19 protein-coding genes are annotated in these 25400 nt (G+C 37.3%); 6 read left to right on the top strand and 13 right to left on the bottom strand.

Annotation, left to right across the window (positions count from 1 at the left end):
- Nucleotides 1-82: 82 nt before the first annotated feature.
- The 4 genes from V0410_RS10320 to V0410_RS10305 form a co-directional block, all read right to left on the bottom strand.
- Nucleotides 83-1942, bottom strand: a complete 1860-nt coding sequence (locus tag V0410_RS10320; protein WP_330747413.1) for a CocE/NonD family hydrolase — start codon at nt 1940-1942, stop codon at nt 83-85.
- Between the two features lie 277 nt (nt 1943-2219).
- Complete coding sequence (locus tag V0410_RS10315) at nt 2220-4988, bottom strand: TonB-dependent receptor (RefSeq protein WP_330747412.1); 2769 nt, start codon at nt 4986-4988, stop codon at nt 2220-2222.
- 96 nt (nt 4989-5084) lie between these two features.
- Nucleotides 5085-5504 carry an SH3 domain-containing protein gene (locus V0410_RS10310; protein ID WP_076596553.1) on the bottom strand — a complete coding sequence of 140 codons (420 nt, stop codon included), beginning with the start codon at nt 5502-5504 and terminating at the stop codon, nt 5085-5087.
- A 6-nt stretch (nt 5505-5510) separates the two neighbouring features.
- Complete coding sequence (locus V0410_RS10305; RefSeq protein WP_330747411.1) at nt 5511-5999, bottom strand: BON domain-containing protein; 489 nt, start codon at nt 5997-5999, stop codon at nt 5511-5513.
- A 220-nt stretch (nt 6000-6219) separates the two neighbouring features.
- Between V0410_RS10305 and V0410_RS10300 the strand changes: the two genes are divergently transcribed.
- The gene (locus V0410_RS10300) at nt 6220-7470 is read left to right on the top strand and encodes a dicarboxylate/amino acid:cation symporter (protein WP_047434424.1); all 1251 of its coding nucleotides are present in this window, start codon (nt 6220-6222) and stop codon (nt 7468-7470) included.
- A gap of 6 nt (nt 7471-7476) precedes the next feature.
- The gene (locus tag V0410_RS10295; protein WP_330747410.1) at nt 7477-8202 is read left to right on the top strand and encodes a phytanoyl-CoA dioxygenase family protein; all 726 of its coding nucleotides are present in this window, start codon (nt 7477-7479) and stop codon (nt 8200-8202) included.
- A 192-nt stretch (nt 8203-8394) separates the two neighbouring features.
- On the opposite strand, the gene V0410_RS10290 is transcribed toward V0410_RS10295, so the two are convergent.
- Nucleotides 8395-11196: a GH92 family glycosyl hydrolase gene (locus tag V0410_RS10290; RefSeq protein WP_330747409.1), complete on the bottom strand. Its 2802-nt coding sequence runs from the start codon at nt 11194-11196 to the stop codon at nt 8395-8397.
- Nucleotides 11197-11313: 117 nt separating this feature from the next.
- Entirely contained in the window at nt 11314-11769 is a 456-nt protein-coding gene (locus V0410_RS10285) for a hypothetical protein (RefSeq protein WP_330747408.1), read from the bottom strand.
- Nucleotides 11770-11919: 150 nt separating this feature from the next.
- Between V0410_RS10285 and V0410_RS10280 the strand changes: the two genes are divergently transcribed.
- Complete coding sequence (locus V0410_RS10280) at nt 11920-13026, top strand: Mrp/NBP35 family ATP-binding protein (protein ID WP_227943031.1); 1107 nt, start codon at nt 11920-11922, stop codon at nt 13024-13026.
- Nucleotides 13027-13073: 47 nt separating this feature from the next.
- A complete protein-coding gene (locus V0410_RS10275; RefSeq protein ID WP_002977212.1) occupies nt 13074-13322 on the top strand; it encodes a NifU family protein in 249 nt (82 codons plus the stop codon).
- 161 nt (nt 13323-13483) lie between these two features.
- Here the strand turns inward: V0410_RS10275 and V0410_RS10270 are convergent, their stop codons facing one another.
- From V0410_RS10270 to ppk1, 7 genes are all read right to left on the bottom strand, one after another.
- Nucleotides 13484-13876 (bottom strand): DUF3060 domain-containing protein, encoded by a 393-nt coding sequence (locus tag V0410_RS10270; protein ID WP_330747407.1) that lies wholly within the window; start codon nt 13874-13876, stop codon nt 13484-13486.
- A 70-nt stretch (nt 13877-13946) separates the two neighbouring features.
- Nucleotides 13947-14789 carry an SIR2 family NAD-dependent protein deacylase gene (locus V0410_RS10265; RefSeq protein ID WP_330747406.1) on the bottom strand — a complete coding sequence of 281 codons (843 nt, stop codon included), beginning with the start codon at nt 14787-14789 and terminating at the stop codon, nt 13947-13949.
- Nucleotides 14790-14889: 100 nt separating this feature from the next.
- Nucleotides 14890-17928, bottom strand: a complete 3039-nt coding sequence (locus V0410_RS10260) for a choice-of-anchor I family protein (RefSeq protein ID WP_330747405.1) — start codon at nt 17926-17928, stop codon at nt 14890-14892.
- 140 nt (nt 17929-18068) lie between these two features.
- Complete coding sequence (locus tag V0410_RS10255; protein ID WP_156106575.1) at nt 18069-18218, bottom strand: hypothetical protein; 150 nt, start codon at nt 18216-18218, stop codon at nt 18069-18071.
- Nucleotides 18215-18868 (bottom strand): NAD-dependent epimerase/dehydratase family protein, encoded by a 654-nt coding sequence (locus V0410_RS10250; protein WP_330747404.1) that lies wholly within the window; start codon nt 18866-18868, stop codon nt 18215-18217. Before V0410_RS10250 ends, V0410_RS10255 begins: the two co-directional genes overlap by 4 nt.
- Nucleotides 18869-19267: 399 nt before the next feature.
- Entirely contained in the window at nt 19268-20152 is an 885-nt protein-coding gene (locus tag V0410_RS10245) for a Ppx/GppA phosphatase family protein (RefSeq protein ID WP_110009974.1), read from the bottom strand.
- Nucleotides 20149-22221, bottom strand: a complete 2073-nt coding sequence (gene ppk1, locus V0410_RS10240) for a polyphosphate kinase 1 (RefSeq protein WP_330747403.1) — start codon at nt 22219-22221, stop codon at nt 20149-20151. The genes V0410_RS10245 and ppk1 overlap by 4 nt, the downstream gene beginning before the upstream one ends.
- Nucleotides 22222-22452: 231 nt before the next feature.
- Between ppk1 and V0410_RS10235 the strand changes: the two genes are divergently transcribed.
- Nucleotides 22453-23157, top strand: a complete 705-nt coding sequence (locus V0410_RS10235) for a hypothetical protein (RefSeq protein ID WP_330747402.1) — start codon at nt 22453-22455, stop codon at nt 23155-23157.
- Between the two features lie 200 nt (nt 23158-23357).
- The gene (gene dnaK, locus V0410_RS10230; RefSeq protein ID WP_330747401.1) at nt 23358-25256 is read left to right on the top strand and encodes a molecular chaperone DnaK; all 1899 of its coding nucleotides are present in this window, start codon (nt 23358-23360) and stop codon (nt 25254-25256) included.
- Nucleotides 25257-25400 lie beyond the last annotated feature (144 nt).

Raw genomic sequence — 25400 nt, 5'->3', positions numbered from 1 at the left:
CATCTGGCTTTAGCCAAAACCTAAAAAATAAACTGTAAGTATTCAAAAATAAAAAGCTGTTCCAACGAACAGCTTTTTCAATTTATTTTAAAACATCAGCTTCAATGGAGCTGTCATCATATACTTTGATGAATGCTTTGGTGTAATCTTCTTTGTTGGCAAAATTCGGGTTATCCATAAATTTCTGAGGGTTGATGGCGAAAAGCGGAAACCATGTACTGCTGATCTGAATCTGGATTTTATGTCCTTTTTTAAAAGTATGAACTACATCCTGAAGTCTGAAATTAACAGCCGTTTTCTGGTTAGGAACCAAAGCTTCTCCCTTTTCTTTGGTATTTCTGAATCTTGCAGGCATGATCTCACTTCTTACCATCTGGTGGTAGTTGCCATAGATCACTCCATCTTTCTTTTCAGTAGGTTTAAAATCTTCAGGATAAACATCAATTAATTTTACGGCAAAATCGGCATCTGTAGACGTGGATGCAATATTCAGTTTAGCCATGATTTCTCCGGCAAACGTAATATCATCAGTCAATACATCGGTAGTAAACGTTAATACATCTGGTCTTCCTACCGCAAATCTCTGGTCTTCCGACATATAATTTTTTGGAGTGAAACCGTTGAAGTCTTTTAAATGATCAGAACTTAAAACAGGATTGTTAGGATCACTATAATACTCAGAATATCCTTGTCCGGATGATTTCTTCAGGGTTTTATCAGAAAGATAGAAATTCACTTTCTGAGCATTTTTCGGTGGGTAAGAAGCAAATTCCTTCCATGCTTTAGCACCGGTGTCATACATCAGTGCTTCAGGAAGTCCTGCATCTTCTTTGGTATTGCCTTTCAGATAATGATTGAAGAATTTTGTTTCAATATTTTTCTGATAGTATGTAGCAATGCTGTCACCAAAATACGTTTCACTGTGGAAATGTTTTCCCTGCTCCTGAGACCAGCCGCCATGGGAGAAAGGTCCCATAACGATGGTGTTTTTGGCTTTAGGGCTTGTTTTTTCGATGGTTTTATAAATATTCAATGGTCCTGAAAGATCTTCTGCATCAAACCATCCGCCAACAGTCATTACAGCATGGTTGATATTCTTTAAGTGAGGAAGAAGACCTCTTTTCTGCCAGAATTCATCATAGTTGGTATGATTCATAATCTCTGTCATGAAGAAATTATTCTTGTAATATTTTTCATATCCATCTTTCAGCGTACCCATATCTCTGTAGAATTTCAAACCGTCTTCAGAAGTCTGTTTGATGAAAGAATCCATATACCAGGCCTGTTTCTCCGGCTGCGTTTTCTGAACCCCAAAAACAGGGAATGTTCTGAAATAGCCGAGCATAAATCTTCCGTTGTGAAGAAAGTCGTCATTCCAGAAATCAGAAATAGGTGCCTGTGGTGAAGAAGCTACCAAAGCAGGATGCTGTGACAACGTTCCTACAGCAGTATAGAATCCCGGGTATGATGTTCCGAATTGGCCTACTTTACCATTGTTATCTTTCACATTTTTCAAAAGCCATTCGATGGTATCATAGGTATCCGTACTTTCATCAACATCTTTTTTGGTCTTGCGTTCCACCTGCGGAGTCATATTGGTAAAAGTGCCTTCACTCATATATCTTCCGCGTACATCCTGATACACGAAAATATACTTGTCTTTCATAAGATACGTGTTGGGACCTACCTTTGTTTTATATTCACTTTCTCCGTACGGGGCGATGCTGTAACATGTTCTCTGCATCAGGAACGGATATTTGTTCTTGTTCGATATATCTTTCGGGATATATACCGCAGTGAAAAGTTTCACGCCATCACGCATTGGAATATAAAATTCTTTCTTGGTGAAATTGTCTTTAACGAAAGGATCTTTCTGTTCCGTTTTCTGAGCTTTTCCAAGAATGAAAAAAAGAATACATAATACTGAAATATGGATTTTCATAAAAAAAATTTGATGCTAATTTAAAAATAAAAACACGTTTATTCGTAAATCTTGTTTAAAAGGTTTTTGTTGTCAGTATCTATCTGGATGAGTAAGATAATATTTCATGGTAAACCACCCCGTCAAAAATTCTTTGAATTTTCGCCACCCCTCCGGAGGATGGGAATATAACGTCTTCAGTTGTAATATCGTTCAAGGATGAAATTTAGTATATTCATAGAAATAGCCGGAAAGATCCGGCCATTATCAAAAATTATATATAAAGTATGGTGTTGCTTTACTTCGTCTTTTTACCGGCAAACTTATTCAGTTTCATGCTGATGGAAAACATGATGTATCGTTTCAGGATGAGATCTTCACGGTCTTCAAAATAAGAATCGGTGATCGTTCTTCTTACGCTTTGATTTTGATTTAAAACATCATAGACCTTTACTTTTGCCGTAAACTGTTTTTTATAGAATGAATATCCAAGGCTGGTATTCCAGAAGTAGAAATCTTTTTTAAAGCCCGGAGCAATATTGGAATTGGTATTGTATTCAAAATCGTTTCCAAATACGAAATTGCCTTTCAGCATATAATTGGTGAGTTCCAGTTTTAAGGATTGATTGGCAGTATTTACATTCGTTACATTATAATTGGTATAATTTGAAAAACTGTATCCAAGTCTGTAAGAAGGTTTGATGGTCATTTTATCCTTGATTTCATAGGTAAGATTAAGACCTGGGTTTAGATTATAAGAATTGCTGGTGAAAGATTGTCCATCAATGAAACCGTTATTGTAAGCATAATTCATGGTGAGTCTTGGATTGATAATAAGTTTATTATTTTTCCATTTCAATACTTTACTGAAACCTCCGCCGGCATTGATGCTTTTATTTCCGCTTACGTTGTCATAAGTAATCACCTGTTTCCCTGCATTATCATAGGTGGAAAAATTGATAATATCATTATTTCTGTACGTAAAGCCGATATTGAAATAGTAGCTGAGATCTTTTACTTTATTATAATTGTTGAAATACAAATAAAGATTATTGGTCCAGGTGTTTTTTAAGTCAGGGTTTCCCTGATAGGTAATCAAAGGATTGGATTCATCTTTATAAGGAGTCAGTTGTTCTGCGGTGGGAATGGTGAAGTTGGAATAGTTATAAATGTTCAAGGTTTTTCCTTCACTCAGCTGATAGTAAAGGTTCACATTATATTGGGGCAGTACAAAATTTTTCTGCAGATCATATTGCTGTCCGTTATAGATAGAGTTTACTTTCATGTCTGAGATGTCAAGATTCATGGAAGCCCAGAAATTCAGTTTCTTTTTGTTGAGTTGATAAGTTAACTCAGGAGAGATCTGATTGATTCTTTGCTTCATATTGTTGGATAAAAGCTGATTGAATTTAGTGTAATCTCCTGTCGTATTATCAAAATCATTTACATTTCTCAAGTCTCTGGTAGATCGGGTTTCATATTTTACCTCAAAACTTACACTGGACGAATCGGAAACAGGTTCTGTATATCCGGCATTGAAATTGAAACTGCTGTTCTGATTTTTATTTTTGGCTAATTGATCCCTGTTGTCTGTTGTGGTTCCATTGGATTGATAGAATGTATTTTGAGACTGGTTCAGGTTATCCCTTCTGGATTCTGATATTGAACTGTTCATATTGGCTGAAATCGAACGGCCTTTTTTCCTGAACTTTCTTGAAAAATAAAGATAAGGATTAAATGAATTGCTTTCCGAATCATTACTTGAATACGCATTACTTTCATTCAGAAGACTGCCATTCCTTAAAGAAGAAGATCTTGAATTATTGAAACTGAAACTGCTGTTTTTCGTAAATCTCGGAGAAAGGTAGATACTGGTCATAGAATCCAGTTTGATTTTAGCCGAAGTATCAAAGCTGTATTGTTTGGATTCATTTTCTCCATTGCTTTCAGAATTGGTCTGAAGCGTGTAAGTAGGGAGAAGGGTAGACCTTGAGACTTTGGATTTTGTTTCCGTATTGGAATCGGAATGCATCAGACTGAAAGAATCCAGATCAGCATCTTTTCCCAGCTTGTCACTGTAATTTAACCCAATGGTTGTAGACCTTTGAATTCCTTTCGTACCACCTCCCTGGTTATAGTAAGTCACATTTCCTACCGTTGAGACAGATCCTCCCTGCATCATCCAGGCATTCCGGCCATTACCCATACTGTCAAAGACTTCGTCTCTGGAAAACCCCTGGGAATTGATATTGTTGGAAGAAGCCAATAAACTTATTTTCGTATCCCCTTTAAAATAACTAGCCAGTCCGCTTGCTTCATACCGCTTGTCTGATCCATAGCCGACCGTAAGTCTTGTCAGTAAACCTTTATTTTTCTTTTCGTCAATATTAAAGTTGATAGTGGTATTCTGGGATTTGGCTGCTTTTCCGCTCAGTTCCTCCTCATTTGTTTTGGTGGTGGTAAACTGGATATTCTTGATGATATCTGCAGGTAGATTTTGGAGGGCAATTTTACCATCTTTATCAAAGAAAGGTTTTCCGTTGATCATAATTTGGTCCACCTCTTTTCCATTCACCGTAATTTTTCCTTCATTGCTGATTTCTACCCCGGGAATCTGCTTCAGAAGCTCTTCAATTTTACTGTCAGGCCTTACTTTGATAGCGGCTGCATTAAATTCAATAGTATCTTTTTTAATTTTTACCGGAGAAACCGTAATTTTTACCTCATCAATCGTATTCACAATGCCTTGTTTCTCGAGCTGAATATCCCCCAGTGATAATGACTGGTTTATTTTTTCAAATTTTTTCGAAAAGGAAGATAATTTATCAGCGTCTATTTTAAGAATGGAAGGTTCTTTCATGTCATCAATTTTCAGAGAAAATTTCCCTTCTTTGTTGGTGGCTGTGTAATTGATAATGGATGAATCTTTTTCTTTCAAAAGATAAACGGTGGCATTTTCTATCGCTTTCTTTTCAGAATCGGATATTTTTCCGTCAATGTGTAGTTTTTGGGCGTGCAGAACAATGACTGTGAACATCAAAGTCAATAGCAGCAGAGTTTTCTTCATTAGTTTTTTTTTCAGAGCCGTAAAAATATAAAAACATCCCAAAGTTGGGATGTTTCTAGGCTTTTTTTGTGAAAATTTATTATTTTTTAATAAAAATTATGCTCTTAAATATCTTGAGTAAGCATATCCTTCCTGGCCGTCAGCATTTTTCACTTTCCACCAGTCATCAGAAGTCTGCTCAATAAGAGTTACGGAAGAACCTTTTGCAGCTTTACCTACAACGGCAGCCTCAGTAGAAGGTTCCTGTCTGATGTTAAGATTAGATTCTTCAGTAGCCACTGTTAAAGAAGCCCCTGAAGCAAGACCTGCAACCTGTACATCAATATTGATATCTGAAGCAGAATAAGTAGAATCAATAGCTCCTAAAGCATTCCATACAGCATCTTTAGCCGCAGTATTGGAAGCATTTCCGGAAACATAAAGAATTCCGTCCTGCTCCTGAACCTGAAGATTGGAAATCCCTGCAGACTGTGCCGCTGAAACTACACTTGAATATTTATCTTGTAATTCGCTCATTTTTAATTATTTTACGATTAGGTTGTTGTTATACTTTCCGATTTTCAAAGCATCTACAGATTCTTTGATTTTTCTGGCCTGTAGAGCAGAAACATTTCCTGTAAGCGTAAGCTGTCCGTTTACAACTTCTACTTTTACAGAAGGGAAATCTTTTACCGCATCCTGAACTTTTTTCTGAACAGCAGGATCTACAGCAGATGCCGTTTCAACCGGTGCTGCAGGTGCAGGAGCTGCTACCGTAGACATATCCATTACGTCTTTTACTCCGCTGATGGCTTTTAATTTTGCAATCATTGCGTCTTTAGACTGTTGATCTGCGAAAGTACCGCTTAGGTGTGCCACACCATCTTTTACTTCAACAGAAGCATTGGGATTAGAAGTTACTATAGTTGTAGCCTGAGTCTGAAGATCGGCATCAGAAACTTTCTTTTTACAAGAAATAGCACCGAAAGATACAGCTACAGCTAATGCAGCCATTGCAATAGTTTTTTTCATATTGTATATTTATTAATGTTGTTATACACTCAAATGTAATAATAAAATTTGTACCAAAAGAATAAAAAGTCAATAAATGTTTCTTAATTTTTTTACAATATTTTCTAAACCAGGGTTTTAATTTTCAGGGATTAAAAACTGAATGCAAAATTCAACTCTATAGAAGAAAATCGTCTGCCAATTGAAAAACCATTATATTTGCGCAAATTGAACTATATATATGAAAGGACAGAATAAACTTTTTATAGCAATTATCATTGCCCTTCTTCTGGGAGTAGGAATCGGAGGTATTGTACACGTGAGCTATCCGGATAGTGCAGAACCCTTTTCTAAAAACATAAAACTGTTGGGAACGGTTTTTATCAGATTGGTACAGATGATTATTGCTCCATTGGTTTTTACAACATTAGTAGTGGGGATTGCCAAAATGAGTGATATCAAAATGATTGGACGGGTAGGAACAAAAGCCATGCTTTGGTTTATTTCCGCTTCTCTCATTTCCCTTTTTATCGGGTTGATCCTTGTTAACTGGCTGGAGCCGGGACATGTTACCAAATTACCGATTCAGGATGTGGCTTCTGCTGATGAGCTTCTTAAAAGCAGCAAAAGTTTTTCCATGGAAGACTTTGTAAAACACATGATTCCTAAAAGTTTATTTGAAGCCTTCGCTACCAACGAGGTATTGCAGATTGTTGTATTTGCGGTAATGTTTGGAGTTGCTTTGGCTAATCTTGGAGAAGAATACGCTAAGCCTGTTGTGAAACTATTTGATATTATTGCTCACGCCATTCTTAAAATGGTAGGGTATATCATGTGGTTTGCTCCGCTTGGAGTATTGGGAGCTATTGCAGCGGTAGTAGCCACCAATGGCTTTGAAATCTTTAAAGTATATGCTATTTATTTAAGAGACTTCTTCTTTGCTATAGGAGTTCTCTGGCTGGTTCTTTTACTGGTAGGATATTTCATCTTAGGAAACCGTCTTTTTGACCTTTTAAAAAGAATTAAAGAGCCTTTGCTAATTGCTTTCTCTACAACAAGTTCAGAAGCAGTATTCCCGAAATTGGTGGAAGAACTGGAGAAATTCGGGTGTAACAGCAGAGTAGTTTCTTTTATTTTACCATTAGGATATTCATTCAACCTGGATGGAAGTATGATGTACATGACATTTGCTTCAATCTTTATTGCTCAGATCTACGGAATCGAAATGACCCTTGGACAGCAGATCACCATGCTTTTGGTATTAATGCTTACGTCAAAAGGAATTGCAGGAGTTCCAAGAGCTTCTCTGGTAATTATTGTGGCAACATGTTCAATGTTCGGTATCCCGCCGGAAGGTATTGCTTTGATTTTACCAATTGACCATTTCTGTGATATGGGTAGAAGTATGACCAACGTACTTGGAAATACGCTGGCAACCACAGCAGTTTCAAAATGGGAAGGGCAGTTAACTGAACCATTAGATAAAATTTAAATATCAATGAGTTTAAACAACTTAGAAAATCATAAAAGCCATATTGAAAAATATGGCTTTGCTGTTATCAATGATGTGTTTTCGCAGAAAGAACTTGAAGACATCAATGTTGTGCTGCAAAATATAGACACTTCAAAAGAAAATTTTAGAAAGTCTGAAGACCTTTTTGCCATCAGACAGTTTTTAAAGGAGGTTCCGGAAATCAAAGACCTGATTTTTAATGAAAATATCAGGGAAGTGGTTAAGGAAATTTTTGGAGAAAAATATTTTGTGGTCAAAAGTATCTATTTTGATAAACCTGAAACCTCCAACTGGTATGTGGCCTATCACCAGGATCTGACAATTTCTGTTGATAAAAAGCTGGAATTGGAAAATTTCGGACCATGGACCACCAAACAAAATCAGTTTGCAGTACAGCCTCCGCTCAACGTTTTGGAAAATATCTATACCATCAGAATCCATCTGGATGATACCGATGAAAATAACGGAGCTTTGAAAGTAGTTCCCAAATCTCATGCAAAAGGCATTTACAGACCGGAAACCATCGACTGGATTGTAGAAATCGAAGAAATCTGCAACGTTGAAAAAGGTGGAATTATGCTGATGAAACCTTTAACGCTCCACGGTTCTAACAGAACCACCAACGGAAAGAAAAGAAGAGTCATTCACATCGAATTTTCTGATATTGAACTTCCGGAAGTCCTGCAATGGTCGGAAAGAATGAATGGATAAAAAATACGCCCTTCGAATTTTCGAAGGGCGTATTTTTTATGGTTGGAAGCTGGATGCTGGAAGAAGGAAGTTTCTGAAAGCCTAAGTACTAAAATTAGTCTATTTATATTTTTGAAAATCAAATTCTCTAACAAACGACTTCAGGAAGTTATTAGTCAAATAGGAACTTCCATCTTCCTTCTCCCATCTTCCTTACTTTATATCAATCTCATCAATAAAGATATAAGCATCACCACCTGCTCCCTGGTGCCATTCCGGAAGTTTTCCGAAGTAGTAAGCTTTTACTTTGATATAACGTGCTTCGGTAGGAAGAATTTCTGTAGAAAAATCTTTGATCTGTATTTTTTCATCTTTAGGATCAATAGTATTGTCAACGGTCTTCAGAAGGACAAAATCTTTTCCGTTCATGGAAGCATAATATTCTACTTTTTTAGGCATCAGAATCCATGCTTTGCTGTCCTGAAGGTAAGTGGAAGATAATGATTTTATGTTCTTAGGGGATTTAAAATCAATGACTGCTTCAAAATTTTGTCCTTGGTATCCATGCCATTCACCCTTTCTCCAGTTAACATCCCCTCTGATTCCATCAATAAGAGCCAGGCTTCCGGTAGCACTGTACTGTGGAGTCACTTTTGATAAAATATTAATATCCCAGTAATTAGGTCTTCTGTTGAAATGAGCTGTGGTTACAGAACTTTTTTCTCCGTTTCTTTCAGCATAAGCCATTACCTGAGTAGTTTTGGTGATGGAGAATGGTCCTTTATAAGTAGAGAACGTCTTTCTTTTATTGCTGTCGCTCTCATCCATTGTCATATAATATACTTTGTCGCCTGCGTTTAATGGAGTGATTTCTACTTTGGTAGAAAAGTCGAAGATTCTGTCGGCAGCAATTACCGGAGAGGCTGTCTGTTCAGGATATTTAAAATCTTTAGCAGCTTTTACATTTTCGAAACCTAATTTTTTGAGTTCTGCTCTGCCGGTAGCTTTTGTAATTGTTCTTGTAGTGCCGTCTTCAAGATGAATTTTAATTTCGTCAAAATAAGGAGTGGTGGTTTCCCATTCCGGTAATCCCGGGGTTACAGAATAAATTCCCATTGAGCTTAAAACATACCAGGCACTCATCTGGCCGCAGTCTTCATTTCCGATCAATCCGTCAGGAGTGTTTTTATAAAAATTATCAAGAATGTATTTGATTTTCGCATCTGTTTTTTCTGGCTTGTCGACGAAATTGTACAGATAAGCAATGTGGTGGCTTGGCTCATTTCCCTGGGCATATTGGCCCATCAATCCTGTGATGTCCACTTGTTCTCTTCCCGTAGTTTTATCAGGAGCAGTAAAGATAGCATCAATGAACTGTTCAAACTTTTCTTTCCCGCCATGAGCCGCAATAAGCCCCGGAATGTCCTGCTGTACAGAATAAGAATAATGCCATGAGTTTCCTTCCGTATAATTGTTGTTGACTTCTCTCGGGTCAAATGGTTCATACCAGTTTCCGTTTTTTCTCGGCTGCATAAAGCCTGTTTTTGGATTGTAAAGGTTTTTCCAGTTCTGAGAACGCTTCATGAACTCCTGATAATCTTCTTTTTTGCCTAAAATTTTGGCCATCTGAGCAATACACCAGTCGTCATAGGCATATTCTACTGTTTTGGAAACACTTTCATGCTCGTCGTCTATGCTGATATAATTATTCTGTTTATAAGCATTCAATCCAAAAATATCCTGCATGGCAGAACCTTTTGCTGCCTGAAATGCCTTCTCATAATCAAATCCCTGAATTCCTTTTGCCATTGCGTCTGCAATGACAGAAACGGAGTGGTAGCCAATCATGCATTCTGTTTCATTGGAAGCCAGTTCCCATACCGGAAGTTTTCCTCCCTGTTCATATTGTTTAATGAAAGTATTGATAAAATCAGCAGTTCTTTTTCTGTCGATTAAAGTCATCAGCGGATGAGCACCTCTGAAGGTATCCCAAAGTGAAAATACCGTATAATAATCAAAGCCATTGGCGGTATAAAGCTTATTATCTCTGCCTCTGTATCTTCCGTCTGCATCCATATTGATGTTGGGTTGTGTGAAAACGTGATATAGAGCAGTGTAAAAAACGGCCAATTTGTTTTTATCATCAGATTTCACCTCAATTTTTGAAAGCTCTTTGTCCCAGTCAGATTGAGCCTGCTTTCTTACCACGTCGAAATCTTTCGATTGTCCTTCTGCCAGCATATTCTTTTCTGCTCCTTCGTAGCCTGTAGGAGAAACAGAGACTTTTATATCGATCTTTTCTCCTTTTTTAACGGTGGCTGAAAATGCCAGAGCAAGTCTTGTTCCGGTAAAAAGATTGTTTTCCTGCTTTCCGTTAACTTCTTCTTTTGAAATTTTCATGGGTTTTGAAAACTCAATTCTGGCGTAAATATACTGGTTGGTGGCCCATGCTTCACTTCTTCTGAAAACCTCAATGGTTTTATCATCAATAATCTTTACTTCCCCTTCCAGAAGTTTGTCTCTGTGATTGAGGTCTAAGATAATATTGGCATTGCCTGCGTTGTTGAACGTATATTCGTGATAGCCGACTCTTCTGGTAGTAGTAAGGCGGACATCAATATTATTCTTATCTAATTTGACAGCGTAGAATCCTGCTGCTGCTTTCTCATTTTTATGCGAAAACCTTGAAGAATAATCTCTGCTGTTCAGACTGGGATTTCCCATCGTAGGCATCAGCATGATATCTCCATAATCGGAAACTCCCGTTCCGTTCAGATGGGTATGAGAAAAACCATAGATCACAGAATCCGAATAATGATATCCGCTGCATCCGTCCCAGCTTCCATCAATTCTTGTATCGGGAGAAAGCTGTACCATCCCGAATGGAACGATTGCCCCGGGAAAAGTGTGACCATGTCCTCCGGTTCCTATAAACGGATTGACATATTGGGAATAGCTCTGTGCAGAAATGATCTGAGTAATAAATATAGAAAATGCAATAAGCCCTTTTTTCATGTTCTGATTTTATCAGACGAAGATATTGAAAAACAGTAAAAGTGATGCAATAAAAGATAATTACCGTTTGTCCTGTTAAAAACGATCTCATTCATAAGAAGACAGAGCTAATTAAAATTACACTTCTCCTTCAAAAAAATGATTGAGATAGGTCTCTTTATCCTTGTCTTCTCTTCCGGAGCCAAGATATTTTTTCCAGGACTGAGATTCATGATATACAATGCCCATTTCCCAGACACAATACGTCGGGAGGTGGGTTTTGTTCCTGTCCCATATTTCAAATTGTCCGGAACCATCATAATACACGCTTTCCCATAATTCGTTTTCATTTTGCCATGTACAGACCAGTAAAAGATAGTTTTCTCCGCAGCGGTGCATAATGACAAATCCAAGATCATCAATGTTTTTAAAGTTTTCTTCAGCACTTTCAATACACTTTTGAGCATTTTCAATGTCCTGTTGTAAAACTTCTGCAGGATCATTGGCCAGGTCATACCATTTGAATTTTGTTTTTCCAACGATAAAAATTCCTTTTGGCTGTGCATATTTGGAAGGATAGGAGGTCGTTTTCATATCAATTGCTTTCTGAGGTTGGACGTGGTATCAGAATAAAAAAACAGAATAAGAAATTTTTAACGATCTGATTTATCACCTGATATTATAGATTTTATTGATTCTAAATTACCGAAAAAATGCGTAAATTTGTAAACAATTTATATTTATATGTTGACGAAAGAAAAGGTTCAGGATTTCCTTAAAGAAATAGAAGTAGACGATTTGGTGAATAATCTTCAGATTATGGGTAACGATGTTTATATTGATATGACTGCCCATTCGCCTGCAATGCACGAAAAGAAAAAACTGGAGGCTGCCATGAAACAGGCTTTTGCCAGTGAGTTTGGAGAAGACATTCATTTAAAACTTAAAATCGTTTCTCCGGAGCCTAGTGAAATTCAGCAAAGTCAGATCAAAGGAAAACAAATTCCGGGAATTCAAAATATTATCGCTATTGCTTCCGGTAAAGGAGGAGTAGGGAAGTCTACAGTTTCTGCAAATATGGCAGTAACGTTAGCTAAAATGGGCTTTAAAGTAGGATTACTGGATGCAGATATCTACGGTCCTTCAGTTCCTACCATGTTTGATACAGAGGGGCAAAAACCAATTTCTGTAGAAGTGAATGGTAAGAATCTGATGAAGCCTATCGAAAATTATGGAGTAAAAATGCTTTCAATAGGATACTTCTCAGGAGCCAATCAGGCTGTAGTATGGAGAGGTCCTATGGCTTCAAAAGCTTTGAACCAGATGATCAGAGATGCTGCATGGGGAGAGCTGGATTTCCTGCTAATTGACCTTCCTCCGGGAACAGGTGATATTCACTTGTCAATTATCCAGGAAGTACCGGTAACAGGAGCGGTAATCGTAAGTACACCTCAGCATGTTGCATTGGCAGACGTAAGAAAAGGAATTGCCATGTTCCAGATGGAAAGTATTAACATTCCTGTGCTTGGTTTGATCGAAAATATGGCGTATTTTACACCGGAAGAACTTCCTGACAATAAATATTATATCTTTGGAAACCAGGGAGCACAATATTTAGCGGAAGATCTTGGAATTCCGGTATTGGGGGAAATTCCACTAATCCAGAGTATCAGAGAAGCAGGTGACGTTGGAAGACCGGCTGCACTTCAGGAAGGATCTAAAATTGCAGATATCTACACAGAAACTGCCAGAAAAATGGTAGAAAGTTTAGTGGAAAGAAATAAAAATCTTCCTCCTACTGAAGCAGTGAAGATTTCCACAATGGCAGGATGCTCGCCAAAAGCAAAATAATAATAATTTCAATAAAATTTGAAGAAACCGAATTGAACTGAAAAAATATGGAAACAAACATAACGCACGAAGATACAGTAACAAGAGTAATGGAAGCTCTGGAAAGCATCAGACCGTTTTTGAATAAAGACGGAGGTGATATTGAGCTTATTGATGTGAAAGATAATCAGGTGTTTGTAAAACTTTTAGGTAACTGTTCCGGGTGTTCATTGAATTTTTCAACCTTAAAACTGGGTGTTGAAAATACAATCAAACAACATGCTCCGGAAATCGAAAAGGTAATCAACGTAGAGTAAATTATATCTGAGATATTTTTAAAAAGACAGGCTTTTTTTAAGGCCTGTCTTTTTATTTGTATTAATAACAATAAGTTTAGTCTACTGAGTTAACCCAACCTGACGGGTTTTAAAAACCCGTCAGGTTCCGATGAGATTTTTCAGATTCCGAAAAATATTTTTTATTGTTTTACAACCTTATTTCCCACTCCTGTAATAGAAACATCCGGTTTCCCTGATTTTGTTCCTGAAGTTCTGTAGTAAACGGTGTTATCACCACCTTCCATAGATATTTTATCTACTTTATCAATGTATACTTTGTTACCTGTTCCTGAGATTGTAACTTTTTTTGCACTCCCTTTTACCGTAAGCTTGTTATCACCACCTTCTACCTCAACAACACCTCCGCTGAGTGTATAAGTGAGTGTATGTCCTACACCTTCTACATGTACCACTTTATTACCTTCTGTTTTTTCTACACCTTTTGTAGATTCTGTTTTTCTGGATTGTGAGAAAGCAGTAGCTGTTCCCAGCAACAGGAAAGTAAGAATTCCTGTGGTTTTAATATTCTTCATGTGAATTGGCTTTTTATTCGGGATAAATATAGATATAAAATGCTTTCTTCCAAGTACTTCAAAAGTTAAATCATCTTAAATAAGATTTAGGATTTTGTTTTTTTATAATTTCATTAATAGTCTTTAGAACTTCGGTTGATTTTTCCCGGATGATTAATGTATTCTTTTTATTTTTGATCAGGTCTGTGAAGTTATTGTCTTCCGTATTAATATCTACGATAAAAGCTCCATATTTAAGAGCTGTTTCGGCAATGGCAATAGGAAGGCTCGTTGCTCCGGAAGTCCCGATAATAAAAAGAACACCGCTGTTTTTGGCAATTTTAAGTGCACTGAATTTTTTATTCGTTTTTTCGTCGTAATATTCATCAAACCACAAAATATTCGGACGCATCCAATGCCCGCAATGTCCACAGGTTAAAAGTTCCTTGTCTTTAGCGGTAAGATCTTCATCCAGTTCTTTTCCATTTATTTCAACAGGTAAATTCAGGATCTCTTTACATCCGTTGGAACATTTAATTTCTCGGTTGTTTCCGTGAATTTCATAGATTCTTTTGCTTCCGGAACGGCGGTGAAGATTGTCAATATTCTGGGTAATGAGGTGAAACCTATCCTGGAGTTGATTCTCAATGTCTGCAAGTTCAAAATGACTTTGGTTGGGAGAAGCATTTTCAAACATTTTCTTTCTGAAAAGAGAATATTGCAAAACTTCTTCCGGATGCTGTCTGAAATAACGTAAAGTCCCGAATTCTTCAGGTTTGTGAAATTGGGTTCCTTTCACCCAGATCCCATCTATGCCTCGATAGGTAGGAATTCCACTGTCAGATGAGATGCCTGCACCGGTAAGGAAAGTAAAAAGATTTCTTTTTTCTTTTTGCCAGACTTGTTGAATAATATTTTCTAATTGTGTTTTCATTGAGGTTATAAAAGTTTAAAATTAATCATTTTTATCATAAATCAAAAAAGCCCCGGAAAATCCGAAGCTTTACAATGGAATGGTATGCTGTAATATATATTTATTTTACAATAACTCTCTTGATCTGTCCTTCTGACGTTTTTACCAGATAAACACCTGCAGAAAGTGTAGAAGTATTGATTGTTAAAGCACTCTTTTCTTTTCCGATCAATTTTCCTGACATATCGTACAATTCGTAATCCTGTTTTCTGTTGAAATAAAGTGTATTTCCTTTGTTGACAGGGTTTGGAAATACATTGAAGGTTGCCTGTTCAGATTTTATCTCACCTGTTCCAAGCGTAGCAGGAGTGGCTACTTCATACATGGATAAAGTTCCGCTGATTTCATTGGCGATAATCACGTAGCCTTTATTGGTTGTAGTATTTTCAGGAGCAATGTAAATAATTCCTTCGGGACCATTATCACCTCCGTATGCTGAGGTAGAGCGCGAATGTTTATAATCTGTGAAAGTAGGATTGCCAGGATCTGTAATATTATACACCATAACACCGCCTGTTCTTTCCAATGTAATGAAAGCATAGGTTTGTCCGTTGATGTTTCCTAAAGCAACTCCTTCCGGTTCCGGTCCTTTGGCGCGGCTTCTGTTTTTAATACCGTTGGACTCGTTATCTGCATTGAAAATCAAAGGATGATAAGCTGAAATATATCGTTCAAACTGATCTCCGCTGTCGTAGACAATCTGTTTAGTATCAGCATTGAAAATAGAGAAAGAACGCGCTCCTAAAGCCGCCATTTCTTCAAACTCCGAATCTCCATCCGTATTTCCTGTAGCAGATGAAACCCTGAATCTGCCAAGGTTATAAGCCGCTTTTAAAATACCTGCATTCGGAAACAATACAGGATCTAAAGTATAACTGTTAGCACCTACTGTAGTTCTTTCGCTGAATCCTGAAAGATCTTTTTCATCACCTTCATTAGCGGTTATAATATAATTGGTGTTTCCTATTTTATAATTCTGTACAGCGTCCGGAACATAGTAAGCTTTTACCGGCCAGTTGGCAATTAAAATCTCTCCATTACTATCTGAGGCATCAAAACCGTTACCCGGAATACTCATATCTTTTTTTCCCAATCCCCAGATTCCTGTGATGGTTTTTGTAACCAGATTAATCTCAGCGATGGCATTGTTTTCCTGAAGGGTTACCCATGCTTTCTGACTGTCGGCACTGATGGTTACATACTCCGGTTCCAGATCCTGAGAAAGTGTATTATTCGTTCTTACTTTTCTTAAACCGGTAGCGGTTAATGCTGCTACCTGATTATCAAAACTATTAAAATTAAGTGTCGTTACATTACTTTGGGTAAGACTTCCGATACCTCCGGAAATATCAATGATGCTGATGGTGCCTTCAGGGTCAATAGTGTAAGCATCATTAGGTTCTCCTTCATTGGCAGTAATTACTTTTGTTCCGTCAGGGGAGAATGTTACCATATCCGGTAAAGCTCCTACAGTTACCTGCTTCAGGAAATTTCCGTTGATGTCAAAAAATACTACAGATCCATTTTGCTGAGGATCAGTATTGGGAGAGGCGGCTGCAATGATTCCGTTTTTCACAGCGATACTTGTAATACCACCATAAGGAGCCATATTCACTGTTTTTATGACTGAAGGTATTGAAGGATTACTGAAATCAATAATATCAAATACATCAGTAATCGAACTGATTGTGAATAAACGTTGTGTTGACGGATCATGAACCACAATTTCTGTAGAACTGTTATTATTTCCTGAAGGATCAAAACTTAGAAGATAATTCAGCTGAATCTGATGGGAAGGAACCGGAGCCGGTTTGTCATTGTCTACGATATAAACCGTTGCAGAATTGTCTCCTGAAATAGTAGTTCCAACAGGATTTTCAAGACTTACCACAAAATATTCAGCCTGCTGTTCTGCCACTGTGTCATCAATAATCGGAATATTGACGGTGTAACTCGTTGTAGATGGACTAATGTTAATAGTCTGGTTGGCTAAAGTAAAATCATTGGAATCGGCTGTACTGAAAGGTGCAGGTTTTACAACAAGGTTTACCGTAGAAGCCGAAGGATTGGTAATATTGATTTTAAATGCAAGATTTCCCGCATTTTCATTAACCTTAATAAAATTCTTTTCCAAAGAAACTGTTGTTCCTGCAGTAGTAAAAGTACTGGAAGTAACAGTGGTAATTCCGTTATCACTAAAATCTTCCACCATATTGGGCTTAAGCGCTAAATAATAGGCTTGCCCCGGCACAAGTCCTGAAGCAGGAATTACAGTGATGGTATTGTTAGTGAATGTTGTAGTGAAAGGAATTGGGGTACCTGAAGAATTTCCCAGACGGAAATCAATAAGGTTCTGTGCATTGGAATCGTTGATCGCAGAATTATCTGTTAGCCTTATATTTTCGTTAAAAGATAAGGTCGGATTTAAAGCAGTCGAAGCATTATTGGTATTGTTAGCAGGTAAATAAGTAACCGTTGGTGGAGTAGTATCAGGGCCTCCCGCAGGAACGGCATCTACTGTAAAGTTATCAAAACGGTTGTTCCCGCCAGTTCCACCTCCCGTTGCGGAAAATTCTACCTTTAATTTAAAGTTAGGGTTGTTATTAGCACCCGGTACAGCAGAAAAATCGAGTGTTATCAGCTGGGGATCCGCATCCTGAGGATTCACGGTCTGAAACTGTACAAAAGTAATTCCGTCTGTGGAATAAGACCAGGTTTGTGTTCCTGCTCCCTGACCGGATCTTCTGGTGGTGAACTTAACAATAATGTTATTATAGCCCGTTGTAGGAAGGTTAAACTGTAAAGCCCCTCCAATCGGATTGTTGAATCTTAAATGGGTTCCGGATCCATCACCGTTTCTGGCATTTAAATTTTGCAGACTAAAATTCTGTCCGGTACCTCCGGCAAAATCAATAACACTCGTTCCTCCTGCTATTGGTGCAAGAGAACCATTTACCATCGTAGAAGTAGGGGTCGTAATTGTGGCTGCAGAAGTATTATCGTTAAAATTCCAGTAATGAATAAGTGTCTGCCCGAAAAGACCGCTCTGAAAGAAGAATGCGGCAATCACAGACCCTTTTAATAGGTAGTTGTTGATCATTTTTTATTTCAATTAGATAAATACAAAAATGAACTTTATACCTTGCAATTATTTTAATGGAACTTTAAGAAATGTTTAAAAAATAGGTTTATTTCCAATAAAAGATAAAAATTATGTGAATAAGAAACTTTATAGTGAAATTATTTTCCTGATTTTCCCGAAAAGTTTAAAATTGTTCCTGATTTATTACCTTCCAAAGGATGTTTCTGCATATAAAAATATCCTGAAACAGCAGTCACAAGCAAGAGTACAAAAATAACCAGAACAATTCTTTTTAACATGTCTCTCATAGCGCTAAATTTTTAATATCTCTAATTTCTAAAGTAGATGTAGGGTATCCTTTTTGTGTCACATTGATCATTGCTCTACCCACTTCGTGTAAAGTTAATGATTTTGACTGAAAAAATACAGGAAAAATCCAAATAAAAGGTGTAAAAAACCATTTTACATTGATTTGACCCTCAACAGGTTTCATAAATCCCGGACGGAAATTATAAGCACCTCTGAAATTCATTCTTTTCAGATCATTTTCTGTTCTCCCTTTTACACGGGCCCACATCATTTTTCCACTCTCTGTGCTGTCTGTTCCTGCCCCGGAAACATAGTTAAAGACCATTTCAGGGTTTTGATTCAAAACGGCTTTTGCAAAATGAAGGGTTGTATCATAAGTGATTTGGGTGTATGCTTCTTCATTCATGCCTATACTGCTGATTCCTGCACAGAAAAAGCAGGCATCATATCCTTTTAGTTTTTCATCATTCAGATCGAGCGAAAGAAAGTCAGGGACGAGATATTCTTTCAGCTTAGGATGTGTTTTCCCGGAGGGTTTTCTGCTTATGCTCAAGATTTCGGAAACATCCGGGTTTTCAAGACATTCCATTAAAACACCTTCGCCTACCATTCCCGTAGCTCCTGTAAGAATTATTTTGATTGGGTTCATTGCTTTGCTATTGATATAGGTATGACGGATAGGGATAGGGTTTTACTTTAAAATTTTAGATAAAAGATAAAAGATAAAAGATAAAAGATAAAAGATAAAAGATAAAAGATAAAAGATAAAAGATAAAAGATAAAAGATAAAAGATAAAAGATAAAAGATAAAAGATAAAAGATATTGTCTTAAATGTCCGGATTCAATAATTCAATAGGGGTGGGCTTTAGCCCGCCTTAAAAAATGAGCCACCTTCTATTGGCTTTAGCCAAAACTTAATAATAGAGATTGCTTCGTCACGTATGAACCATGTTCGCAGGCCTTCAGCCTGTTCGCAATGACATGGAAATGTTTTTAAAATAAAAAGCCAGCGCATTTTTGCGCTGGCCTTCAATATCTTTATAAGCTTTACTTTTTATGTTGCAGCTGACTGTAAATATTATGGATCAATCCATCTGCCACGGAAATTTTAGGAACAAAGATTTTGTTGATATCAGACCACGACATCACATTGTTGAAGATGCCCAGGGCATGCACCAGTACGTCAGCACGGTCTTCTCTAAGGTTGTAGTTGGTCATTCTTTCTTCCACAGAAAGTTCATTGAATTCTTTGTAAACCTTTTTCAGATGAGACAGAGACATTGGTTTTCCGTCTTTGGTCTTGCTCATAGAGAATACTTTGTTGATGTTTCCTCCCGAACCGATGGCAACAATCGGCTTTTTGCTGACAATATTTTTCTTGATTTCCTCTTTCATTTCTTTCCAGTTATCCATTGTAACAAGATTGTTGAGAAGACGGATCGTTCCGATGTTGAAAGATTTTTCGTAAACCATCTTGCCATTTTCGTAGAAGGTCAGTTCTGTAGAACCTCCGCCCACGTCGATATATAAATAGGCGAATTCTTTGTCAAGGCCTTCTGCCACATGATTTTCGTAGATCAGCGTTGCTTCTTCATCACCGGAAATGATTTCGATATCAATTCCGGAGGTATTTTTTACCAGATCGATAATTTCATTACCGTTGGCAGCATCACGCATAGCACTTGTAGCACAGGCTCTGTAGTGGTCTACTTTGTATATTTTCATCAGATCACTGAAGATTTTCATAGAATCAATGACCATTTTTTCTCTTTCCGGACCTATCTTTCCGATGGTAAAAACATCCATTCCCAATCTCAGAGGAATCCTGAGAAGGTTCAGCTTAATAAATTCAGGTTTTCTGTTATTGATCTTTACCTCATTGATAAGAAGGCGGGCTGCATTACTCCCTATGTCTATCGCTGCTATCTTCATTTCTTGCTTGTTTTAGCTTTTAAATATTTATAGGTTTCTATTTGTGATCGGCATTCTTTTTTATCATTTCTTACGTATTCATTGCTCAGTTTTTTATCTAAAATCCTTGCTTTTACGTTATCTCTAAGCTGGATATCAAGAATATCTTTTAATTCCTTCTTAAGGTTCTTATCAGTGATTTTAGCGGCTGCTTCAATCCTGTAGTCAAGGTTTCTTGTCATCCAGTCTGCGGAAGAAATGTACATGTCTTCAGCCCCTTTATTATAAAAATACATAACTCTGGCGTGTTCCAGGTATTCATCTACAATACTGATGGCTTTTATTTTTTCTTTGAATTCCTTTTGGTTTACGGCACAATAGATACCTCTTACAATCATTCTGGTTACCACTCCGGCTTTAGCAGCTTCATATATTTTTTCAATCAGTGCGCGGTCACTCATTGAGTTTACTTTGACAATGATTTCTGCTCTTCGTCCTGCCTTAGCTTCTTCGATTTCCTTATCAATATGGTGAACAATCTTTTCACGCATAAACTGAGGGCAAACTAATAAATTTTTACAAGTTTTCAAAATGGAAATAAAGTCATCTTTCGGTTTTTTCAACACATTGAAGACTTTATTGATATCTGCCATGATGCCTCGGTCTGCAGTCAGCAACAGATGATCACCATATATTCTGGCTGTTTTTTCGTTAAAATTTCCGGTACTTACGAAGCCATACTGGATTGTTTTATTGTGGGCTCTCTTCTTGATAACACAAAGTTTGGCATGTACTTTTTTGTTAGGAATACCAACAAGTACGGTAATTCCCTCTGGTTCCAGCATATCTTTCCATTCAAGATTGGATTCTTCATCAAATCTTGCCTGAAGCTCCAGCATCACGGTTACTTCCTTGCCATTTCTGGCCGCATAGATCAGGGCATTGATGATTTTTGAGCTGCTGGCAAGGCGGTAAGCGGTAATCTGTATTGATTTTACATCCGGATCCATCGCAGCCTCGCGAAGAAGATCAATCACCGGATTATATTTATGATAAGGGAAAGTAAGGAGAACGTCTTCTTTTAAAATGACATCTGTTACTCTTTCCCCATGCTCAAACGCCTGATGGGTAAAAGAAGTCCTTTCCACAGGTCTTTCATACTTTTCAAATACATCGGGAAAATCCATGAAATGCTTGAAATTATGAATTTTTCCACCCGGAATGATGCTGTCTTTCTTGGTTAAGTTCAGCTTTCTGATAAGGAGTTCCAGCAGAGCTTTATCCATATCTTTATCAAAGACAAAACGGGTAGGCTTTCCTTTTCTTCTGTTTTTAAGACCTTTTTCTATTTTTTCTGCAAAGTTGGTTCTGATATCATTATCCAGATCCAGTTCGGCATCTTTTGTTACTTTAAATGCATTGGCTGCAAATTCATCATATCCGAAATAAGAAAATATGTGCGGAAGGTTGAAGGCGATTACATCCTCCAGAAGCATTACATTTTTTTCTTCCGGATCTTCTGTTGGCAGCAATACGAATCTTCCTACAAAACGGGAAGGAATTTCAATAATGGCATAATTACTGGAATACTGCCAGTCTTTTTTTCTCATGGCTACTCCCAGATAAAGACTTTTATCACGCAAATAAGGCATAGGAGTATTTTCGTGAAGGAGAATCGGGATCACATTGGATTCTACTACTTCATCGAAATATTGTCTGACAAATTCTTTTTGGTTGGCTGTCAGGTTTTTGGCATTTTTAATAAAAACTTTATGGTCAGCCATTTCGGTCTGGATCTTTTTCCAGGTTTTATCGAAATTCAGCTGTTGTCTCATCACAACTTCATTGATTCTCTGAAGGATCTTGGATGGCGGCTGATAAAAAGATTCGGCAATCACTTTTTCCTTAAAATCCATGGCGCGCTTTAATCCGGCAACACGCACTCTGAAAAATTCATCTAAATTGTTGGAGAAAATTCCGAGGAAACGTATTCTTAAATGTAAGGGAACTTTTTCATCCATGGCTTCCTGCAAAACTCTTTCATTAAAGGCAAGCCATGTAATATCTCGGGGATTAAAGTGTATTGACATTCTAAATGTGTATATTTTATCAAAAATAATAATTCACAAAGATTCTGCCTCTATTTCTTAGGTTAAACTTTGATTAATTTTTGAAGATTGGATATAGGATTCCTTCTATTTATTGGGCTTTCTTGTAAAAGATCTGGTTATCAGTTGTTTTTACTATATTTATATCAGGATATTATCAAAAATTTATTCATTATTTGAAAATATTTCCCGGAATTATAAAAACTTTTAGTCATGAAAAAATTGATAATCATGCTTCTGCTGCAGTTATTTGGTTGGACGCAAAGCCAGTATGTAGTTGTTCTGGAAAAAGGAAATCTGGAAAACCTGTCTCCCCGGAAATTTATGATTCCTTTACAGCAGCAGGAAAACTATAAATCTGCATTTGTAGGAAGGTACAAAGCGCATTATCCCAATACTTATCTCGGACATTTATTTACAGCTATTGCTGATGAAGCAAAGAATACAGGGGCTAATGCTTATCACATTGTGAGTTTTAAAGAAGGAGATCAGCAAAATGAATCCGAATTGATAATAGATACTTACTACATACAGGATTCCGACATCAGACAACAAAGTACGCTTATTGAAAAAAATAAAATTTATATCATCGGTGAGCCTGTTGTAAACAGCGAAAAGACTTCAAAGTTTAAAGTAAACGGAGAGAAAAAAGAAGTGAGAGACAATACATTTATAACGATTACTTTAAAGGAAAATGAAGAAGTGAAAATAGTAAAAGGAGGAATTACAGGAATGGCAGTATGGGCAAAATGGAAGCCGGAGCAGTTTAATAAATTCTACAGCTTCTCAGGTATCGGAATAGACGGTGTAGGTTTGGGAACAAATGGAGTAGGAGTTGGCATTAATACCGGAAGAATATATCCTGTGGATCCGGATCTGGGCTATTTTTTAATTCAGGTTTTAAAAGAAAGTAAATAAAACCTCAGGGCAAACTGATGAAAGTTGACACATCTCCCTTCAAAAAAATGATTTTTTTTCCTGAATATAATTTCAAAACCCCGGCTTTATCGGGGTTTTTATTTTTATTGTGTCATTTTGTCATAATTTTTTGAATGGTACAGATATTGAGAAATTGAGAGTGTAAATTAAAATTAAAAATAGAAAAAATATAAAATATTATGAGTAAAATAATTGGAATTGACTTAGGAACAACCAACTCTTGTGTTGCTGTAATGGAGGGTAAAGACCCTGTTGTTATTCCTAACGCAGAAGGTAAAAGAACTACTCCTTCTATCGTAGCTTTTACGGAAGACGGAGAAAGAAAAGTAGGTGATCCTGCAAAAAGACAGGCTGTAACGAATCCAACAAAAACTGTTTACTCTATCAAAAGATTTATCGGAACACACTTTAAAGATGATGCTTCTGAAATCACAAGAGTACCTTATAAAGTAGTTGCCGGACCAAACGATACAGTAAAAGTAAAAATCGACGATAGAGAATATACTCCACAGGAAATTTCTGCAATGACGCTTCAGAAGATGAAAAAAACTGCTGAAGATTATCTTGGCCAGGAAGTAACAAGAGCGGTAATCACTGTTCCTGCATACTTCAATGATGCGCAGAGACAAGCTACTAAAGAAGCTGGTGAAATTGCAGGTCTTAAAGTAGAAAGAATCATCAACGAACCTACCGCTGCAGCGTTAGCTTATGGTCTTGATAAAAACCATAAAGATCAGAAAATCGCAGTATATGACCTTGGAGGTGGTACTTTCGATATCTCTATCCTTGATTTGGGAGACGGTGTATTCGAAGTATTGTCTACAAACGGTGATACTCACTTGGGAGGTGATGACTTTGATGATGTGATCATCAACTGGATGGCTGACGAGTTCAAAGCTGAAGAAGGGGTAGACTTAAAAGCTGATGCTATTGCTCTTCAAAGATTGAAAGAAGCAGCTGAAAAAGCTAAAATTGAATTGTCTTCTTCTCCTCAGACTGAAATCAACTTACCATATATCACAGCTACTGCTACAGGTCCTAAACACTTGGTGAAGACTTTAACAAAAGCTAAATTCGAGCAATTATCTGCTGATCTTGTAAGAAGATCTATGGAGCCTGTTGCTAAAGCATTAAAAGATGCTGGTTTATCAACTTCTGATATCGACGAAGTAATCCTGGTAGGTGGTTCTACAAGAATCCCGATCATCCAGGAAGAAGTAGAAAAATTCTTCGGTAAAAAACCATCTAAAGGAGTAAACCCGGATGAGGTTGTAGCCATCGGTGCAGCTATTCAGGGAGGTGTATTGACAGGTGATGTAAAAGATGTATTACTACTTGACGTTACTCCACTTTCTTTAGGTATCGAAACGATGGGTTCTGTATTCACAAAATTAATTGAAGCGAATACTACAATCCCAACTAAAAAATCTGAAGTATTCTCTACAGCTTCTGACAACCAGCCGGCTGTAAGCATCAGAGTAGGACAGGGGGAAAGACCAATGTTCAACGATAACAAGGAAATCGGTAGATTTGACCTTACAGATATTCCACCAGCACCAAGAGGAGTTCCTCAGATTGAAGTAACTTTCGATATTGATGCGAACGGTATCCTAAGCGTATCTGCTAAAGATAAAGGAACTGGTAAAGAGCAGTCTATCAAAATCCAGGCTTCTTCAGGTCTTTCTGACGAAGAAATCGAAAGAATGAAGAAAGAAGCTCAGGAAAACTCTGCGGCTGATGCCAAGAGAAAAGAAGAAGTTGAAATCTTCAACAAAGCTGACGGATTGATCTTCCAGACTGAAAAGCAATTGAAAGAATTCGGTGAGAAACTTTCTGCTGACAAAAAAGCAGCTATTGAAGCAGCTCACGCAGAATTAAAAACAGCTTTCGAAGCTAAAAATGCTGATGATGTGAAAGCTAAAACTGAAGCATTAGATGCAGCATGGATGGCAGCTTCTGAAGAATTATATGCAGCGGGTCAACAGCCGGGTGCTGATGCAGGTGCAGGTGCTCAGAACCCTGGTGGAAACGCCGGAGCTGAAGATGTACAGGATGCAGACTTCGAAGAAGTAAAATAATAAATGTAAACACTAACATTTAATTATAAATTAACCCCGCGGTAAACAAAGTTTACCGCGGGGTTTTATTTTTATCAGATTCTGTCCTTTACTTTAATAATTTTCATATTATATCTTGAGGTAAATGACGGAATGTTTTCAATT

Source organism: Chryseobacterium sp. CP-77 (assembly GCF_036362765.1).
GTDB classification, from domain to species: Bacteria; Bacteroidota; Bacteroidia; order Flavobacteriales; family Weeksellaceae; genus Chryseobacterium; species Chryseobacterium cupriresistens.
The sequence above is the reverse complement of the archived record's forward strand: the minus strand, read 5'-3'. Positions and strand labels throughout refer to the sequence as shown.

Bases quoted from the DNA above. Each gene is read 5' to 3' on its own strand.
- V0410_RS10320 (WP_330747413.1), bottom strand. From the start codon at position 1,942: ATGAAAATCCATATTTCAGTATTATGTATTCTTTTTTTCATTCTTGGA.
- V0410_RS10315 (WP_330747412.1), bottom strand. From the start codon at position 4,988: ATGAAGAAAACTCTGCTGCTATTGACTTTGATGTTCACAGTCATTGTT.
- V0410_RS10310 (WP_076596553.1), bottom strand. From the start codon at position 5,504: ATGAGCGAATTACAAGATAAATATTCAAGTGTAGTTTCAGCGGCACAG.
- V0410_RS10305 (WP_330747411.1), bottom strand. From the start codon at position 5,999: ATGAAAAAAACTATTGCAATGGCTGCATTAGCTGTAGCTGTATCTTTC.
- V0410_RS10300 (WP_047434424.1), top strand. From the start codon at position 6,220: ATGAAAGGACAGAATAAACTTTTTATAGCAATTATCATTGCCCTTCTT.
- V0410_RS10295 (WP_330747410.1), top strand. From the start codon at position 7,477: ATGAGTTTAAACAACTTAGAAAATCATAAAAGCCATATTGAAAAATAT.
- V0410_RS10290 (WP_330747409.1), bottom strand. From the start codon at position 11,196: ATGAAAAAAGGGCTTATTGCATTTTCTATATTTATTACTCAGATCATT.
- V0410_RS10285 (WP_330747408.1), bottom strand. From the start codon at position 11,769: ATGAAAACGACCTCCTATCCTTCCAAATATGCACAGCCAAAAGGAATT.
- V0410_RS10280 (WP_227943031.1), top strand. From the start codon at position 11,920: ATGTTGACGAAAGAAAAGGTTCAGGATTTCCTTAAAGAAATAGAAGTA.
- V0410_RS10275 (WP_002977212.1), top strand. From the start codon at position 13,074: ATGGAAACAAACATAACGCACGAAGATACAGTAACAAGAGTAATGGAA.
- V0410_RS10270 (WP_330747407.1), bottom strand. From the start codon at position 13,876: ATGAAGAATATTAAAACCACAGGAATTCTTACTTTCCTGTTGCTGGGA.
- V0410_RS10265 (WP_330747406.1), bottom strand. From the start codon at position 14,789: ATGAAAACACAATTAGAAAATATTATTCAACAAGTCTGGCAAAAAGAA.
- V0410_RS10260 (WP_330747405.1), bottom strand. From the start codon at position 17,928: ATGATCAACAACTACCTATTAAAAGGGTCTGTGATTGCCGCATTCTTC.
- V0410_RS10255 (WP_156106575.1), bottom strand. From the start codon at position 18,218: ATGAGAGACATGTTAAAAAGAATTGTTCTGGTTATTTTTGTACTCTTG.
- V0410_RS10250 (WP_330747404.1), bottom strand. From the start codon at position 18,868: ATGAACCCAATCAAAATAATTCTTACAGGAGCTACGGGAATGGTAGGC.
- V0410_RS10245 (WP_110009974.1), bottom strand. From the start codon at position 20,152: ATGAAGATAGCAGCGATAGACATAGGGAGTAATGCAGCCCGCCTTCTT.
- ppk1 (WP_330747403.1), bottom strand. From the start codon at position 22,221: ATGTCAATACACTTTAATCCCCGAGATATTACATGGCTTGCCTTTAAT.
- V0410_RS10235 (WP_330747402.1), top strand. From the start codon at position 22,453: ATGAAAAAATTGATAATCATGCTTCTGCTGCAGTTATTTGGTTGGACG.
- dnaK (WP_330747401.1), top strand. From the start codon at position 23,358: ATGAGTAAAATAATTGGAATTGACTTAGGAACAACCAACTCTTGTGTT.